The following is a 16,107-nucleotide window of genomic DNA, read 5'->3' as shown; positions in this document are numbered from 1 at the left end:
GGGGCAGAGTTAAGCGCATGAACGAGAACGAGACCGACCCGCGGCCCGCGGACGCCGCCGCTGAGAACAGCGCGGCGCGGGTGGAGTCTGAGCAGCCGACCGCCGCGCAGCCGACGGTTGCCGCGCAGTCCGCCGCTCACCAGTCCGCGGCACCCCACACTCCGGCTGCCCCGCCGCAGCCAACCCAGCCGGCCCAGCCCACCCAGCCGGCCCAGCCGGCCCCGGCGCCGAGCCCGTGGGCCGCCCAGCCGGCGACCCACCCCACGTCGGCCCAGCCCGCGTCGGCCCAGCCGGCGTCGGCTCAGCCCGCGTCGGCCCAGCCGGCTTACGCGCAGCCCGCGTCCGGCCAGCCTTATGGCGCGCCCGAGCCGGTCACCGGCCAGCCCTACGCGGCCTACGGTCACCAGCACCAGGGCTACCAGGCGCCGCACGGCTACGCCGGCTACCAGCAGCCCGGTTACCAGGACTACGCGCAGCAGGCGGCGTACTCGTCGGCCTGGCAGCCCGGCGGCACGCAGACCGCCGAGGGCGTCCCGGTCTGGGCCCAGCCCGGCGGCGAGCAGCGGCGTTCCGGCCGTGGCCGCAAGATCCTCCTGGCCGGTGCGGCCGCCGTGGTGATCGCGCTCGGCGCGGGCGGGGTCGGCGCCGCGACCGCACTGGCCCTCGACGACGGCGGCACCGCGCCCAGCGCACAGACCAGCAACTCCTCGGTCACCCGCGTGGTCGACCGCTCGTCGCTCGCCGAGATCGCCGCGGCGGTCCAGGACAGCGTCGTCTCGATCACCACCGGCTCCGGTGAGGGTTCCGGCGTGGTGCTCAGCGCCGACGGCTACATCGTGACCAACAACCATGTGGTCTCGACCGCGCAGGGCGACTCGGTCAACATCATCTTCGCGGACGGGACGAAGGCGACCGCCACGGTCGTCGGCACCGACCCGCGCACCGACCTGGCCGTGGTCAAGGCCTCCGGCGTCTCCAACCTCAAAGAGGCCAAGTTCGGCGACAGTTCGCAGAGCCAGGTGGGCGACACGGTCCTGGCCCTGGGCAGCCCGCTCGGCCTGGAGGGCTCGGTCACCGCGGGCATCATCAGCGCCAAGGACCGCACCATCCAGTCCGGCGGCGAGGAGGAGCAGGAGACCCCGCAGAGCCCGTTCGGCGGCGGCCAGCAACAGCAGCAGCAGTCGTCGGGCACCCAGACGATGACCGGCCTGCTGCAGACCGACGCGCCGATCAATCCGGGCAACTCGGGTGGCGCGCTGGTCAACACGAACGGCGAGGTCATCGGCATCAACTCGGCGATCGCCACCTCCGGGCAGAGCTCCGGCAACATCGGCCTCGGCTTCGCGATCCCGAGCAACAAGGCGGTCGACGTGGCGAACGCGCTGATGCAGGGCAAGAAGGTCAGCCACCCGGCGCTCGGCGTCAGCGTGACCGACGGGGAGAACGGCGGCGCCCTGGTCAGCACCGTGACCCAGAACAGCGCGGCTGCCAAGGCCGGCCTGCAGCAGGGCGACGTGGTGACCAAGGTCGACGGCAAGGCGATCGACGAGTCGGACGACCTGGTGGCGGCGGTTCAGGCCGGCAGCGTCGGCCAGAAGATGTCGATCACGTTCACCCGCAACGGCAGCGAGAAGACCGTCACGGTGACCCTGCAAGAGGCGCAGTAACCAGAGCTTTCCCGCTACGGCGGGTGACGTGACCCGGGGGTGGGCGCGTCACCCGCCGTATTCCTATCTATGCCGTGATTCCGGACCTTTAGCGACCAACGGGCTACTTTTGCCGCCGGGGACTCGCGTTTGCCCAGGCAACCGCCTAATCTCCATTCGCCCTTCGGGTGTTGTCTGGAGTGAGAGGCCCCGCGAGTTGACGTACGTCGAACCCCGGACCAACGTCTGGGAAGCCCTGGCCGGGCGAGCACCCGGGGTGCCGTCCGGACCGGCCGACGCCGGGCTCTGGCACAGGGTCGCCGACCGGCTTGACCCGTCCGGCGCCCGCCCGGTGCTGCGTGCCGGCATCGAGGTCCGGCATCGGGCCACGGTGCGCGGCGGGCGTTACGTCATGCTCCGCTCGCCCGAGGAGGGTGGCCGCGCGTCGTACCTGCGGCTGGGTCCGGAGGAGTACCAGCTCGCCCTGATGATGGACGGCTCGTCCACGGTTGCCCGGCTGGTCGCCGAGTTCGCCCGGATCGCCGGTCGGCTCGCGCCCGACCAGGTCCGCCGGGTGGTCGCCGACCTGGCCGCCAACCGGATGCTGGAAGAGCTGCCGGTGGACGCGTTCCGGCCGCTGCGCGAGATGCGCCGGGAACCGCTGCCGAAACTGATTGGCGGGTCGCTCGCGGCCGCCGCTCGCGGGCGCCGGATCCTCTCCGCCGACGTCGACGGCCTGGTCGGCGCGGTCTACCGGCGGGCGGGACGGCTGCTCTTCACCCGGGTGGCGTTCTGGATCGGGGTGGCCTTCGCGGTCGCCGGGGTGGCGCTGTTCGCGGCCACCTGGCAGCGCGGCAGCCTGTCACTCTTTCTGGTGGGTGACTCCTACCTACTCGGCGCGGTCGTCCTGGTGCTACTCAACGTGGTGGCGCTCGCGGCTCAGGAGTGCGGTCACGCGCTCGCCGCGAAACGGGTCGGGCGCGAGGTGCCGGCCGCCGGCCTGATGCTCAAGTTCGGCATCCCCTCGGTCTTCGTCGACACCAGTGACGTCTGGATGGCGGGCCGCCGTGCCCGGCTCGCGGTCACCGCCGCCGGTCCGGCCGCCGCGCTCGGCCTGGCCGGGCTGGCCCAGGTGATCGGTTTCGCCGTGCCCGCCACCGGTGGCGTGGCGTTCAAGCTGGCGTTCCTCTTCTACCTGCACACGTTCTTCAACCTGAGCCCGCTGCTGCCGCTCGACGGGCACTACCTGCTGATGGACTGGCTGGAGATCCCCGACCTGCGGGCCCGCGCCCTGTCCTGGTCCTCCGGCCGGCTGCGGCTGCGCGGCACCCGCTGGCGGGCGCTGGACCGGGAGGGCCGGCTCGTCGCGCTCTACGCCCTGCTCGGCCTCCTCTGGCTGGCCGTCGCGGCGGGTCTCGGCGGGCGGCTCTGGACCGACCGGGTGCGCGGCCTGACCATCGGTCTCTGGCACGAGGGCGTTCTCGGCCGCCTCCTGCTGATCGCGATGGTGCTGGGCCTGGCCGCCCCGATCCTCTACGCCGTGCTCGGCCGTCTCGCCGGGGCCTGGCGCCTGGCCCGGCAGCGGGCCGCCGAGCGGGACCGGGACGCCGACCTGCCCCGGCGCCTGGCCGCGTTGCACGCCTCCGAGCTGGGCGGCCTGCCCGAGCAAGCGCTGCACGAGCTGGCCGCGCACGCCCGCTGGCGGCACCCGCGGACCGGCCGCCAGCTGGTCCGTTCCGGCGATTCCCCGGCCGGCCTCCTGGTGGTCGCGGACGGCGCGCTGCACGGCCGCCGCCCCGGCGATCCGGGCGGCACGATCCGGCACCACGCCGGTCCGGGCGGTGTGGTCGGCCTGGCCGCCGCGCTCACCGGTCGCGCCGCGCAGCTGGACTGGTTCGCCGCCGCCGGCGCGACGCTGCTCGCGGTGCCGGCCGAGGCCGTCACCGCCGTGGTCGGCCCGATGCCCGGCCCAGCGCCGGCGGAGCGCGCGGAGGCGGAGGCGCTCTTCGCCGACACCCCGGCGCTCGCCGCGCTCGAGGACGACCAGCGTCTCGCGCTGATCACCGCGGCGTACCCGGCCGACCTGGAACCGGGCGCGCCGGTGGTCCTGCCCGGACCCACCCACGCCGTGGTGGTCGAGTCCGGCGTGATCGCCATGCCGGACGGCACCGAGCTGCGGCGCGGCACCCTGGTCGGTCCGGTCGGCGACGGCAGCCCCGGTGCGGTGGCGCAGACCCGTACCCCGGTCCGGCTCTGGATCATGCCGGACGCCTCGGACCTGCCGCCCCTGATCGGCGGAGTGCGTCCCGGCGCCCCGCTGCCGTCGCTGCGGCCGAGCGCGCCCGTCGCGGTCCGCCCCGGCGCCGGTCACCCGCCGCTCGCCGTCCCGCCCGGCCCGCCACCACCGCCCACCGAGTACGACGTGGACGGTCACTTCGAGCGCCGGATGTGGGGTTTCGCCAGCCTGCTGCTGGTGTGCGCCCTGGTCAGCGTGGCACTCAACGTCAAGCCGGGTCCGGCCTGGGCGGAGATGCCGGCCGAGCGGGTGCTGCTCACCGTGGAGCGCGGGCAGACCCTCGCGGACCGGTCCACGATTCCGGCCGGCGGCCGTCGTTATGTCGCGGCCGGAGCGCAGATCCGGGTGCCGGACGCCGGGCAGGCGACGCTGACGTTCCCGGGCGGCGCGACGGTGGTGCTCTGCGCCGGTTCGTCCACCCAGCTGGACCGCGCCGAGGTGGCCCGCGGGCGGACGTCGTCGCCCTCCGGCCGGCTGGCTCTGGGCAGCGGCCGGGTGCTGGCCGACACGACGAGCACCAGCGGCGCGTACCGGCCGCTCGCCCTGACCGTGCTGCGCGCCCAGGGCGACGTGGTGAACGGCGGCCGTTCCTGGTACGCCGCGGACCTGGTCACGGTGACCGTCGCGAAGGGGACGGTCACCGTCGGCGGCGCCGCGAGCCCCGCATCCGGCGAGAGCCTGACCTGTGGCGACGGTGTGGTCGTCACACCGCCGGCGGCCGGTCCGAGCGACGACCCGACCGAGGAGGGCACGTTCCCGGCGGAGCCGAGCGTCTCGGTGACCCCGTCGGAGACCGCCTCCCCGGAGGTCACCTCCACCACCCCGGCGCCGGACCGGACCCGGACGAGCCGCACCCCGGGCCGCGCCGCGACGACCACCCGCCCGTCCGCCACGTCCACGCCGCCGTCGACCCGTCCTACCCCGAGCCGGTCCACCGCCACCGCCCCGACCACGGACCCGACGACCGAGCCGACCGAGGAACCCACCGAGGAACCGACCGAAGAGCCCACCGAGGAACCCACCGAGGAACCGACGGACGATCCCCCGACGACCCAGCCCACCACCGACACCTCCGCCGGCTGACATTCCCCGCCCCGGCGCGGACGAAGGAGGAACCACCGATGCTCTGCTGGTTCTGCGCCGAGGGGGCACGCGCCACGTGCCGGTTCTGCGGGCGCGCGGTGTGCGCGGAACACGCCCGCTTCGGCCCATACCTACTGGAGATCAGCCGCTCGGTGCTCCGCGACCGCGCCGAGGCGCTGGTGGTCGAGGACGCCGTCCAATGCGGCACGTGCCGCCCGCGGCCCCAGCCGGTCGCGATGCCCGAGCTCGATTGACGGGTACGCCCGAAACGGCCCCGCCGCAGCGCTGTGGACCGGCTGGTCCGGCTGGTCCGGCTGGCTTTCAGCGCAGTCGGAGCACTCTGCTGACAGCACTGACCCTGCTGGTTTATTCGGTGGTTAGGCGGCGAGGGTGAAGTTGAGGCGTTGGAGGTGGGTGGTGCGGGTGCGGTTGAGGGGTTTGCCGGTCCAGTAGTGGTCGAGGCGGATGATGTTGATGGCGGTGGCGGCGAGGGTGTGTTCGAGGGTGGTTTTGGGCAGGCCGCGGTAGCGGGCGGTGCGGATGCCGGTGACGTGGGTGGTTTGGCGGATGGTGCCTTCGATGCCGGCGCGGGTGTGGTAGCGGGTTTTCCATTCGCTGGTGTTCTGCTGGGTGCGGTGGGTGGTGGCGGCTTCGTGCAGGTCGCGGGGTTGCAGGCCGATTTTGCGGCGGTCGCTGGTGGTGCAGAGTGGTTTGACGGGGCAGGGTTGGCAGGTGTGTCGGGGCCAGGCGACGATGATGGTGTCGGTGCCGTGGGATTGGGTGGGTGTCCAGGTGCTGCTGGTGTGGCCTTGGGGGCAGACGCTGTGGTGGGTGTCGTAGTCGATGGTGAACGCGGCTTTGTCGTAGCCGTTGCCGGCGCGGGCTTGGGTGGAGTTGTCGGTTAGCAGGGGGGCGATCAGGGTGATGCCGTGGTCGCGGGCGGCGGTGACGAGCAGGTGCGCGGACGGGTAGCCGGAGTCGACCAGGTGTTCGGCGGGGGTCAGGTTCTTGTCGGCGAGTTGCTGGTGGATGGTGGCGGTCATCGCGTTGTCGGCGGTGCTGGCTGCGGTGGTGACCACGTTGGTGATCAGGTTCGGGTGGTCCCCGCGTCCGGTGCTGCCGCTGGCGGTGTGGGGTTCGGGTGGGTCGCAGGTTTCGGTGAGGTGGACTTTGTATCCGGTCCAGGCCTTACCGCGTTTGGTGGCGTAACGGGCGTCGTGTTCATACGGCGAGGCGATCCGGTCTCTGGCCGGCGGGACACCGTCCCCGCTGGGGGCGGGGTCCCGCCGTCGCACCTCCCGCCGGCCGCTGCTGTCGGTGTCGCCGCAGAACTGCTGGATCCAGATCCGGCGTAACGCCTGGACCGCGGGGATCTCGGCCAGCCAGGGCGGGGCGTCCGGCTGGTGCACGGCATCGAGCAGGTGATAGCCGTCGCGGCCGTACTGCAGCAGCAGTTCGTCGCGTCGGGTCTGGCTGGCCGGTAGCCGCAGATTGTCGATCCGGGCGCCGTAAACGTCGAGCCAGGACGCGTCGATCACCGTGGTCAGCCAGTCCGGCGCCGCGGCGGACAACGCTTCCAACGCGGCCCGCACCGTTTCCCCGGCCAGCTCCAGACGGTTGAGCCGGCGGATCGCCGCGAGCACATGCGTGGAATCGGTGCGCTGCCGACCGGCGGCCTTGACCAGCTTCAACGCGGCCAGCCGCTGCAACAACGCGTCCAGCGCCAGACTGCTCAGCTCACCATCGACCAGCCTCGCCCGGAACTCACTGAGCACACTGGCATCGAACCCCGGATCGTCCAACTCCAAACCCAGCGCGTATTTCCAGGTGATCCGGTCCCGGACCGCCTCAGCGGCCTGCCGATCGGTGAGATCCTCCGCGAACTGCAACACACTGACGATCATCAACTGCGCCGGAGAAATCCCCGGCCGTCCCCGCACCCCGAACACAGCCACAAACCGGCCGTCCTCATACACCTGACCCAACTCATCACGGATCCGCGTCGCCAGATTCCCCTTCCGAAACGCCGCCCGCGCCATCCGCGCAGTCTGCTCCGGAACCTCAGGCCACGGCCTTGGCTGCATCGACATGACCACATAACTCCATCGACGGCCATAGGTAACGGACACGCCCACCGAATAAGCCATCAGGGTCAGCACTGAGAGCCAGCTCGACTCGCCCAGCTGGCTCTCAGTGCTGTCGGCCGTCCGATTTGTCCGCGCTGGGCGCCAGTCGGCATCGGCATTTCCACGATCTGCCACCGCATCGCCCCCGGAGGGGGCGGCCAGCGCACACGATGGGCTCGGCTCGTTAAGGGCGGCCAGCGCACACGATGGGCTCGGCTCGTTACGGGCGGGCGGCGCACCGAGGGGGTAGTGGACGCCGCGCGCCCACGTTGATCACATGTCTGGGCTACGGCTCGGGACCCCCGTGCGCGTGCGGGGACGCCGGGGCCGGCGGCGGCGTGAGCCGGCGGAAGGGGCGTCAGTCGCCCGGCCGGGGCGGGACGGATCGGTGCGGTTGGGGAGGGATCAGGCCGTATCGGAAAGGGTTGAGAGGTATCGGAAAAGGTTGAGGGGTCTCGGAAAGCGTGCGGGGGAGGCGATCAGCCGGCGTTGGTGTAGGGGGATGCGGCTGCGGTGATCGCCTTGCGGAGGATCGATTTCGGACGGGCGCCCACCAGAGTGTTCGTCAGGGCGCCGTTGCTGAAGAAGAGCAGGGTCGGCATGGAGTGGACCCGGTAGTCACGGGTGCTCGCAGGGTTGGCGTCTACATCGAGTGTGACGAACCTGACCTCACCGGCGAATTCGTCCGCCAGTTCGGCCAGGACGCGGGAGAGTGGCCCGCACGGCGGGCACCACTGCGCCCAGAAGTCGACGACGACCGGGATCTCCGAAGCCAGCACGAGCTCCGCGAAGTTCTGATCAGTGGCGGTCAGCAGGGATTCATCAGGCATCGGATCTCCCGGTGTTCGATCGCTTGGTTGAGTTGGTCGTGCAGGCGTTGCCGGACGTCGGTGAGCTGGGTGAGGTATCCGTCCACTTCGGCCAGGCGGCGGCGCAGCACGGCGACCGCGTCGGGGCAGACGTGGCCGGCCTCGTTGCCGGCGCGCAGGCACGCGACGAACGGCTTGATGTCGTCGAGCCCGAAGCCGTCGGCCAGCAGGGTGCGGATCTCGTGCACCACGCGGAGCTCGGCGTCGTCGTACTGCCGGTAGCCGTTCGCGTCGCGCCGGGGCCGGACGAGTCCCTGCTCCTCGTAGTAGCGCAGGGTCCGCGGGCTGGTGCCGGCCCGCTCGGCGAGCTCTCCGATCAGCATGCGCCGACGTTATGCCTTCACACCGGCGTCAAGGCAAGATGGGACTCATGGTCAACGGTCCGGTGGCGTTCGTGCTCGGTGGCGGTGGGGTGCTCGGCGCCGTCGAGGTCGGGATGCTGCGCGCGCTGTTCCGGGCCGGGTTCCGGCCGGACGTGGTGGTCGGCACGTCGATCGGCGCGGTCAACGGGGCGCTGGTGGCCGCGGATCCGTCCGAGGCGGTGACCGATCGTCTGCTGCGGCTCTGGACCTCGCCGGAGGCCGCGGCGGTGTACGGCGACTCGCTCGGCCGCCAGATGCGCCGGTTCGCGGCCCGTACCCATCTGCACTCGCCGCGCCCGCTGCGCCGGTTGCTGGAGAGCGAGCTCGGCGAGGGCACGTCGTTCGGTGACCTGAAGATCCCGTTCCGGTGCTGCGCGGCGAGCATCGAGCGGGCCGCCGAGCACTGGTTCGACAGTGGCCCGCTGGTCGACGCGGTGCTGGCCTCCTCGGCCGTGCCGGGTCTGCTGCCACCCGCCGAGATCGACGGCGAGCACTATGTGGACGGTGGCATCGTGAACTCGATCCCGATCGGCGAGGCGGTCCGGATCGGCGCGAAACTGATCTTCGTGCTTCAGGTGGGCCGGGTGGAGCGGCAGCTCAGCGTGCCGAAACGGCCGTGGGAGGTGGCGCAGGTGGCGTTCGAGATCGCCCGCCGGCACCGGTTCGCCCGGGAGCTTGCGGCGCTGCCCGACGATGTCCGGGTGCACGTTCTTCCGAGCGGTGGCGGCGAGGCCCGCGACGATTCCCCCTGGGCGTACCGGGACATGGCCGCGGTCGGCCGCCGGATCAGCCGGGCCTACACCGCGTCCCGCCGGTACCTGACGGCCAACGTGAACCCGCTGCCGGAGCAGTGATGGGCCTGCCGCCGATCTGGGTGCGCCGGGTCGTGATCGCCCCGCTCGTGGTGCTGCTGGCCACGACGCTCGTCACCACGCTGCCGGTCTGGCTGCTGATCGCGCTTGCCGCGTCGCCGTTCGTGCCCGGCCGGCTGCGGGTGCCGCGGCTGGTCTTCCTGATCGTCGTCTACCTGGTCTGGGACGCGGTGGCGCTCGTCGCCCTCGCCGTGACCTGGGTGGCCTCGGGGTTCGGCTGGCAGATCCGCAACGCGTTCTTCCAGCGTGCGCACTATGTGATGACGGGCTGGTTCCTGCGGATCCTGTTCTGGTTCGCCCGCTGGTCGCTGCACCTGACGATCGACGTGGTGGGCACCGATCCGGACACCGCGATCCCCGGCCGCCCGGAGATCGTGGTGAGCCGGCACGCCGGTCCGGGTGACTCGTTCACGCTGATCCACGCGCTGGTCAACTGGTTCGCCCGGGAGCCGCGGATCGTGCTGAAGGCGGCCCTGCAGTGGGACCCGGCGGTGGACGTGCTGCTCAACCGCCTGCCCAACCGGTTCATCTCGCCCGGCCGCACCGGGACGGCGACGCTGGAGGACCAGATCGGCGCGCTCGCCACCGGCCTCGACGACAACGACGCGTTCGTGATCTTCCCGGAGGGCGGGAACTTCACGCCCGGCCGCAAGACGAAGGCGATCGCCCGGCTGCGGGCCAGCGGCCTGGACGAGATGGCCGACCGGGCCACGCACCTGCACAACCTGCTGCCGCCGAAACCGGGTGGCCTGTTCGCGGCGATCGACGCCGCGCCGGACGCCGGAGTGATCTTCGTGGCGCACACCGGCCTGGACCGGATGGTCACGGTGTCCGACGTCTGGCGCGAGCTGCCGATGGACAAACGTCTGGTGATGAGGTTCTGGAGCGTGCCGCCGGAGGAGGTGCCGGCCGGCGAGCAGGAGCGGGTCGACTGGCTCTACGACTGGTGGGCCCGGATCGACGCGTGGATCGACGACAACCACCCGCCGGACTTCCCGCTCCCGCGGCTTCAGCCGCCCAGAGCGCGGTAGACGTTCTCCGGGGCCTCGACGACCGTCGCGGCCGCGGGCGGCTCGGCGTCGACGGTACGGCCGTAATCGGTGTACCGGACCTCGACCGGGGCGATCGTGGTGCCGTTCACGGCGGGCAGCTGCAGCGTCAGCGTGGCGAGCCGGCCCTGCTCGTCGAGCGCGGCGACGAACGGGACGCGCCGGGCCGCCGAGCCGTACCCGTCGATGGTCACCCGGTCCAGGCCGGCGATGCCCGCCGCCTTGGTCAGGTCGACGGTGCCGGAGTACGAGTTGCCGCCGGTGGACCGCACGTCGGTGGTCGAGGCGAGCAGGTTCGCGCTGTCCACCGGGTCGATCCGGCCGGGCCGCAGGCCGACCTCGGCGCCCTCGGGCAGCCGGCTCATGTCGAGGTGGGTCCAGGTGCCGTCCTTGGTGATGGTGGGAATCTGCGCCCAGAGATCCTGCCCGATCAGCAGGGACTTGACGGTGATCTCGGTGTTCGGCCCGCTCGCGGTCAGCTCGGCGGTGCCCTTGCCGCCGGGCGGGTCGAGCAGCGCGGTCATCGTGAAGCCGCTGCCGGCCGTGACGGTCATCGTCCAGCTGGTGTTGCCGAGCGCGGCGGTGGCCTTGCCCAGGGCGGCGGTGGCGGCCGGGTCGGCGGTCGCGGTGACGCTGGGGGCCGCCTCCACCGAGGTGGAGGGCGCGGGTGACGAGGTGTCGGCGTTGGCGCAACCCGTCAGGGCGAGCGTGGCGGTCGCCGTATAAATGGCGATTTTCCGCATTGTGTGTCCCTCCTGGAATGTGACGCCGGTCTATCGTCAGGTTCCCGGAGGGGTGACTTCGCAAACGGACAAGTCCGGCCTCGCGGACGCCCGGATTTCTCGGCGGATCATGTGGCGGGCATGATGGGCCGGTACGCGTTACCCATGGGGAGGACTCGTGAGATTCGAGGTCAGCAAGGTCCTCGACGCCATCGAGGTCCGGCTAACCACTGACCCGGCGCTCGCCCGGGCCGTGGTCGATCTGTCGGAGGTCGTCCGCTACGCGGATCTCGACGGTGGTCGCCCGGCCAGCCTGGTCCGCCTCGGGCTGCTGGTCGATGCGCTCGGTCGTTACGTCGCCGAGGAGAACGTGCCGGTCTACGCGGTCGCGCCGCGCGGCCTCATCTCGGACACCGACCTCACGTCGAACGAGCGGATGGTCGTCCGCCGCTGGGCCGACGACGGCAAGATCGAGGTCGTTCCGCAGCTCGACGACCGGGTGCTCGAGGTGGCCGAGATGCTCGGCCTGCCGGTGCTCACGCGGGACCGGGAGGACCGGTTCCGCGACCGCCGGCCCTGGGTGGCCGATCCCGGCCGCCTTCTCGCCCTGGTGTCGAACCAGGGTGGCCCGACGCTTGTCCCGCGGGTCGGCCGCGGCGAGGTGGCGCCTCCGGTGCCGCGCTCCCCGCTCGGCGAGCGCCTGCTCGCCCGGGTCTGGAGCTGCCCGGCGCCGAACTGCACGAGTTACGGCAGCAGCGGCGACTCGGACAGCTTCTTCTCCGATATGCGGACCTACACCAGCCCGGTCTCCCAGCCGCCGCCCGCGCTGCGGGCCGGCGTGCCGACCTGCCCGCGGCACGGTGAGCGGTTGCGCGACGCCGGCGCTCGGCCGGGCACCGAGGTCTTCTCGGTGCGCATCGACGGCGTGATCCGCCAGCGGTTCGTGGTCTCCGAGGACAAGCCGGTCGTGGTCGGCCGGGCGCCCGAGGGCGGCGACGGCGTCATGCTCGGCCAGTGGCTCAGCGACGACGCCCGCAAGTGGATCAGCCGCGGGCACGTCCGGCTCAGCCTGCGCGGCGAGGAGGTGACGGTGCAGGACGTCAGCACGAACGGCTCGGGCATCCGCCCGGGCGGCTCGTCCGACGACGACGCCCGGCTCTCCCTGAAACGCCAGGAGAGCCGGATCCTCGGTCCCGAGGACGTCGTCGAGCTCTACGCCGGGGTGCACCTCGGCCGCTCGAAGCTGTGGGCGAGCGGTGGCGTGGTGCAGCCGGAGTCGGTGATGGGCGAGGCGCCGACGATGGCGTTCCGCCCGGTCGGCCGCTAGTTCTTCAGGATCTCGGCCAGCTGCGCGAGCGCGTGGTCGAGGTCCTGTTCGGTGACCACGAGCGGCGGTGCGAGACGGATCGTCGAGCCGTGGGTGTCCTTCGCGAGGACACCCCGCTCGGCGAGACGCTCGCACGCCTGACGGCCGGTCATCAGCAGTGGGTCGATGTCGACGCCGGCCCAGAGCCCGCGTCCGCGCACCGCGACCACGCCCTTGCCGATCAGGTCGTTCAGCCCGGCGTGCAGCCGGGCGCCGAGCCGCTCGGAGCGCTCCTGGAACTCGCCGGTGGCGAGCAGCCGGACCACTTCGGCGCCGACCGCGCAGGCCAGCGGGTTGCCGCCGAAGGTGGAGCCGTGCTCGCCGGGTCGCAGCACGCCCAGCACGGCCCGGTCGGCGGCGACGGCGGAGACCGGCACGATCCCGCCGCCGAGCGCCTTGCCCAGCACGTACATGTCCGGGACGACGCCCTCGTGCTCGATCGCGAAGGTGCGACCGGTGCGGCCCAGACCGGACTGGATCTCGTCGGCGATCATCAGCACGTTGCGCTCGGTGCAGAGCTCACGCAGACCCGCGAAGAACCCCGCCGGGGGTACGAGCACACCCGCCTCGCCCTGAATCGGCTCCATCAGCACGGCCACCGTGTTCGGGGTGATCGCTGTGCGGACGGCCTCCAGGTCGCCGTAGGGGACGACCACGAAACCAGGTGTGTACGGCCCGAACTCCGCCCGTGCCTCCGGGTCGGTGGAGAAGCTGACGATCGTGGTGGTGCGGCCGTGGAAGTTGCCGGACGCCACGATGATCTCGGCACGTTCGTCGGCGACGCCCTTGACCCGGTAACCCCACTTGCGGGCCACCTTGATCGCGGTCTCGACGGCCTCGGCGCCGGTGTTCATCGGCAGCACCAGCTCCTTGCCGCAGAGCTCGGCCAGCCCCCGGCAGAACGCGCCGAACTGGTCGTGCACGAACGCGCGGCTGGTCAGCGTCACCCGGTCCAGCTGGGCGTGCGCCGCGGCGATCAGGCCGGGGTGGCGGTGCCCGAAGTTCAGCGCCGAGTAACCGGCCAGGAAGTCGAGGTAGCGGCGGCCGTCGACGTCGGTCACCCAGGCGCCCTCCGCCTCGGCGACCACGACCGGCAGCGGGTGGTAGTTGTGTGCGGTCCAGCGCTCGGCCTCGGCCAGCGCATCCGGAGTACGAAGATCGACGGTGGTCACGAGCGCACCTCCAGCGTGCAGCACTTCGGGCCGCCGCCGGCTTTGCGCAGCTCGGACAGGTCGACCCCGATGGTCTGGTAACCGGCTTTCGTCAGGGAAGCCGTGAGGTCCGTGGCCTGCACCGGCAGAACCACGGTACGGCCGTCGCTGACCGCGTTGAGGCCGAGCACCGCCGCGTCCTGCGGCGTCGCGATGATCGCGTGCGGGAACAGCTGCTGCAGCACCGCCTGCGACCCCGGCGAGAACGCCTGCGGCAGGTACGCGATGTTCGTCTCGTCCAGCACGCAGAGCGCGGTGTCGAGGTGGTAGTACGCCGGGTCGACCAGTTGCAGCGTGATCACCGGGCGGCGCAGCACCTCCTGGGTCTCCGCGTGCGACGCGTGCGCGGTGCGGAACCCGGTGCCGGCCAGCAGCACGTCGCCGGCGAGCAGGATGTCGCCCTCGCCCTCGTTGGTGTGCTTCGGCTCGTGCACCTCGAAACCGCGGTCGCGGAACCAGGACGCGTACGCCGGGGCCTCGTCGGCCCGCTCGGCGTCGCGGAACTGAACCCCCAGGACCCGCCCGTCGACCACGGTGCCGCCGTTCGCGGCGAAGACCATGTCGGGCAGCCCGGGCAGCGGGTCGATCAGCTCGACGGTGTGACCGAGGTCGAGGAACGTCTGCCGCAGGTTCTCCCACTGGCTGACGGCCAGCGCGTTGTCGTACGGTGCCGCCGGATCCATCCACGGGTTGATCCGGTAGGTGACGGCGAAGTGCGTGGGCCGGCACATGAGATACCGGCGCGGCATGGCGGAGGACGTCATGGAAGAAGACGCTATGCGGCATCGACCGACGGCAACCCTGGATCAACCATGCGTCCAGCAGCGGATCGTTGCGTGATCACGGGGGAGTGCGGCGATTCGTTGCACACACGCTTGAGGGACCGGCGAACCGCCGGTCCCTCAGAGCATTGCGGTGTCTCCGGCGAACCGCCGGAGGCTTTCGGGGCGGGACGACGATGAGCCGTCCCGGTTCCGAGGAGGATCGCCGGTGCATCACCGGCGCTGGATGTCAGATACCCGTCAGAATCGCGTCTCAAACTGTGCGTCAAGCCACTGCCGGAGATCGTTCACCGGCTGCATGTCGGTGCCGAGCCAGTTCAGCGAGCCGGTCAGGGCCAGCACGCCGATCACGATCGCGCCGAGCGAGAGCAGCATGCCGATCAGCGCGTCGGTCTTGCCGGCGACGTGCCGCTTACGGGTGGCTAGCAGGCCGCCCAGCGAGAGCAGCAGGCCGAGCGCGGCGACGCCGATGCCGTAACCCATCAGCGGGCCGGAGAGCACCAGCAGGGCACCGGCCACACCGAGGACCAGGCCGGCGGTGGCCATCAGGCTGGCGCGCGGCTTGCGGTCCGCAACCGGCTGGGGGTCGACCGTGGCGCGGCCGGCCGGCGGGCGCTCCTCGGTCACCGCAGCGGCCCGCTCGGACTCGGTACGGGTCTCGGGAAGAGTGCGGGTGGCCGGGATGGTCGTGGTGGTCTCGTCCCGCGGCGGGGTGACGGTGCCGGCCCGCGTCGCGACCGGCGAGCGGTGCGGCAGGCGGTCGTCACGCTGCGTCGTGGTCGTGGTGGGCCGGTCCTCGACCGTGCTATCGGCCGAGGTCTGGCGGGGGAAGGAAGGAATCCTCACGTCAGCACCTCCGAGCAGTTTTCATCAGTGATGACGCGTCTCTATACCCCACCCTGCCGGAAACGACACGAAGGGCACGTGGATGTCACTCCACGTGCCCTTCTTTTGCTGCTGAGGATCAGACGATCGAGGCGCCGGTGTGCACGTCGGCCGTCGTGGTGATCACATGGTCGACGAGGCCGTAGTCCTTCGCCTGCGGCGCGGTGAACCAGCGGTCCCGGTCCGAGTCGCGCTCGATCTCCTCCGGGGTGTGCCCGCTGTGGAAGGCGATCCGCTCGTTCATCACCTGCTTGATGTGCAGCATGCTCTCGGCCTGGATGGCGATGTCCGCGGCGGTGCCGCCGATGCCACCGGAGAGCTGGTGCATCATCACCCGGGCGTGCGGCAGCGCGAACCGCTTGCCGGCCGTCCCCGCGGTGAGCAGGAACTGGCCCATCGAGGCCGCCATGCCCATCGCGACGGTGGCGACGTCGTTCTTGATGTACTGCATCGTGTCGTACACCGCCATGCCGGCGCTGATCGAGCCGCCGGGCGAGTTGATGTACAGCGTGATGTCGCGCTCGGAGTCCTCGGACGCCAGCAGCAGCATCTGCGCGCAGATCCGGTTGGTCACCTCGTCGTTGACCTCGCTGCCGAGGAAGATGATCCGCTCCCGGAGCAGCCGCTCGAACACCTGGTCGTCGAAGGACGCGCCGCCGCCGCGCATGGTCGTGTCAATGCTCATGAGCCCACCTTCTCGCATCGCTGTTCTCGTTTCACACCTTCTCCCAGGCGTGGCGTGACAGCCACTGATTCCCCTCAGGGCGAATCCGCTCTCGGCAGAACCGGGCCGCGGTGGCAATCATCACGCCGAATCCGTGCGGCGTCGCGCGGCGGA

At 71.6% G+C, this 16,107-nt stretch carries 14 protein-coding genes; 6 read left to right on the top strand and 8 right to left on the bottom strand.

Translation table 11 applies throughout. The features are described 5' to 3' along the window. Window positions 1-17 precede the first annotated feature (17 nt). The 3 genes from AMIS_RS35885 (at window position 18) to AMIS_RS35875 (ending at window position 5,279) form a co-directional block, all read left to right on the top strand. Window positions 18-1,667 (top strand): S1C family serine protease, encoded by a 1,650-nt coding sequence (locus tag AMIS_RS35885; RefSeq protein WP_014447376.1) that lies wholly within the window; start codon window positions 18-20, stop codon window positions 1,665-1,667. A 196-nt stretch (window positions 1,668-1,863) separates the two neighbouring features. Continuing rightward, the gene (locus tag AMIS_RS35880) at window positions 1,864-5,025 is read left to right on the top strand and encodes a cyclic nucleotide-binding protein (RefSeq protein WP_014447375.1); all 3,162 of its coding nucleotides are present in this window, start codon (window positions 1,864-1,866) and stop codon (window positions 5,023-5,025) included. A 38-nt stretch (window positions 5,026-5,063) separates the two neighbouring features. Beyond that, window positions 5,064-5,279: a hypothetical protein gene (locus AMIS_RS35875; RefSeq protein ID WP_014447374.1), complete on the top strand. Its 216-nt coding sequence runs from the start codon at window positions 5,064-5,066 to the stop codon at window positions 5,277-5,279. A 123-nt stretch (window positions 5,280-5,402) separates the two neighbouring features. Here the strand turns inward: AMIS_RS35875 and AMIS_RS35870 are convergent, their stop codons facing one another. The 3 genes from AMIS_RS35870 to AMIS_RS35860 all read right to left on the bottom strand — a co-directional run bounded on the left by AMIS_RS35870 (window position 5,403) and on the right by AMIS_RS35860 (window position 8,343). Continuing rightward, the gene (locus AMIS_RS35870; protein WP_014441294.1) at window positions 5,403-7,115 is read right to left on the bottom strand and encodes an IS1182 family transposase; all 1,713 of its coding nucleotides are present in this window, start codon (window positions 7,113-7,115) and stop codon (window positions 5,403-5,405) included. Window positions 7,116-7,630: 515 nt separating this feature from the next. Further along, window positions 7,631-7,981 (bottom strand): thioredoxin, encoded by a 351-nt coding sequence (gene trxA / locus AMIS_RS35865; protein ID WP_014447373.1) that lies wholly within the window; start codon window positions 7,979-7,981, stop codon window positions 7,631-7,633. Further along, complete coding sequence (locus AMIS_RS35860; RefSeq protein ID WP_014447372.1) at window positions 7,960-8,343, bottom strand: MerR family transcriptional regulator; 384 nt, start codon at window positions 8,341-8,343, stop codon at window positions 7,960-7,962. Before AMIS_RS35860 ends, trxA begins: the two co-directional genes overlap by 22 nt. A 47-nt stretch (window positions 8,344-8,390) precedes the next feature. Here AMIS_RS35860 and AMIS_RS35855 point away from each other — a divergent pair, with 47 nt between their 5' ends. Both AMIS_RS35855 and AMIS_RS35850 read left to right on the top strand, forming a co-directional pair. Beyond that, on the top strand, window positions 8,391-9,236 hold the full coding sequence (locus tag AMIS_RS35855) for a patatin-like phospholipase family protein (protein ID WP_041831612.1): 846 nt from the start codon (window positions 8,391-8,393) through the stop codon (window positions 9,234-9,236). Continuing rightward, window positions 9,236-10,285 carry a 1-acyl-sn-glycerol-3-phosphate acyltransferase gene (locus AMIS_RS35850; protein ID WP_014447370.1) on the top strand — a complete coding sequence of 350 codons (1,050 nt, stop codon included), beginning with the start codon at window positions 9,236-9,238 and terminating at the stop codon, window positions 10,283-10,285. Before AMIS_RS35855 ends, AMIS_RS35850 begins: the two co-directional genes overlap by 1 nt. On the opposite strand, the gene AMIS_RS35845 is transcribed toward AMIS_RS35850, so the two are convergent. After that, window positions 10,264-11,046: a lipoprotein gene (locus AMIS_RS35845; protein WP_014447369.1), complete on the bottom strand. Its 783-nt coding sequence runs from the start codon at window positions 11,044-11,046 to the stop codon at window positions 10,264-10,266. The two genes, AMIS_RS35850 and AMIS_RS35845, sit on opposite strands and share 22 nt — an antisense overlap. 157 nt (window positions 11,047-11,203) lie before the next feature. On the opposite strand from AMIS_RS35845, the gene AMIS_RS35840 reads away from it, so the two are divergent. Next, window positions 11,204-12,352 (top strand): FHA domain-containing protein, encoded by a 1,149-nt coding sequence (locus AMIS_RS35840; RefSeq protein ID WP_014447368.1) that lies wholly within the window; start codon window positions 11,204-11,206, stop codon window positions 12,350-12,352. Here the strand turns inward: AMIS_RS35840 and rocD are convergent. The 4 genes from rocD to AMIS_RS35820 form a co-directional block, all read right to left on the bottom strand. Continuing rightward, window positions 12,349-13,563 carry an ornithine--oxo-acid transaminase gene (gene rocD / locus AMIS_RS35835; protein WP_014447367.1) on the bottom strand — a complete coding sequence of 405 codons (1,215 nt, stop codon included), beginning with the start codon at window positions 13,561-13,563 and terminating at the stop codon, window positions 12,349-12,351. The genes AMIS_RS35840 and rocD overlap by 4 nt on opposite strands. After that, on the bottom strand, window positions 13,560-14,366 hold the full coding sequence (gene ddaH / locus AMIS_RS35830; RefSeq protein WP_014447366.1) for a dimethylargininase: 807 nt from the start codon (window positions 14,364-14,366) through the stop codon (window positions 13,560-13,562). Before ddaH ends, rocD begins: the two co-directional genes overlap by 4 nt. A gap of 258 nt (window positions 14,367-14,624) precedes the next feature. Continuing rightward, on the bottom strand, window positions 14,625-15,230 hold the full coding sequence (locus AMIS_RS41065) for a hypothetical protein (protein ID WP_014447365.1): 606 nt from the start codon (window positions 15,228-15,230) through the stop codon (window positions 14,625-14,627). A gap of 118 nt (window positions 15,231-15,348) precedes the next feature. Further along, window positions 15,349-15,954, bottom strand: a complete 606-nt coding sequence (locus AMIS_RS35820; RefSeq protein ID WP_063711189.1) for an ATP-dependent Clp protease proteolytic subunit — start codon at window positions 15,952-15,954, stop codon at window positions 15,349-15,351. Window positions 15,955-16,107: the final 153 nt, after the last annotated feature.

This window comes from Actinoplanes missouriensis 431, assembly GCF_000284295.1.
Taxonomy (GTDB): Bacteria; Actinomycetota; Actinomycetes; order Mycobacteriales; family Micromonosporaceae; genus Actinoplanes; species Actinoplanes missouriensis.
Note: the sequence above shows the minus strand (reverse complement) of the source record. Positions and strands in the feature narration are given on the sequence as shown.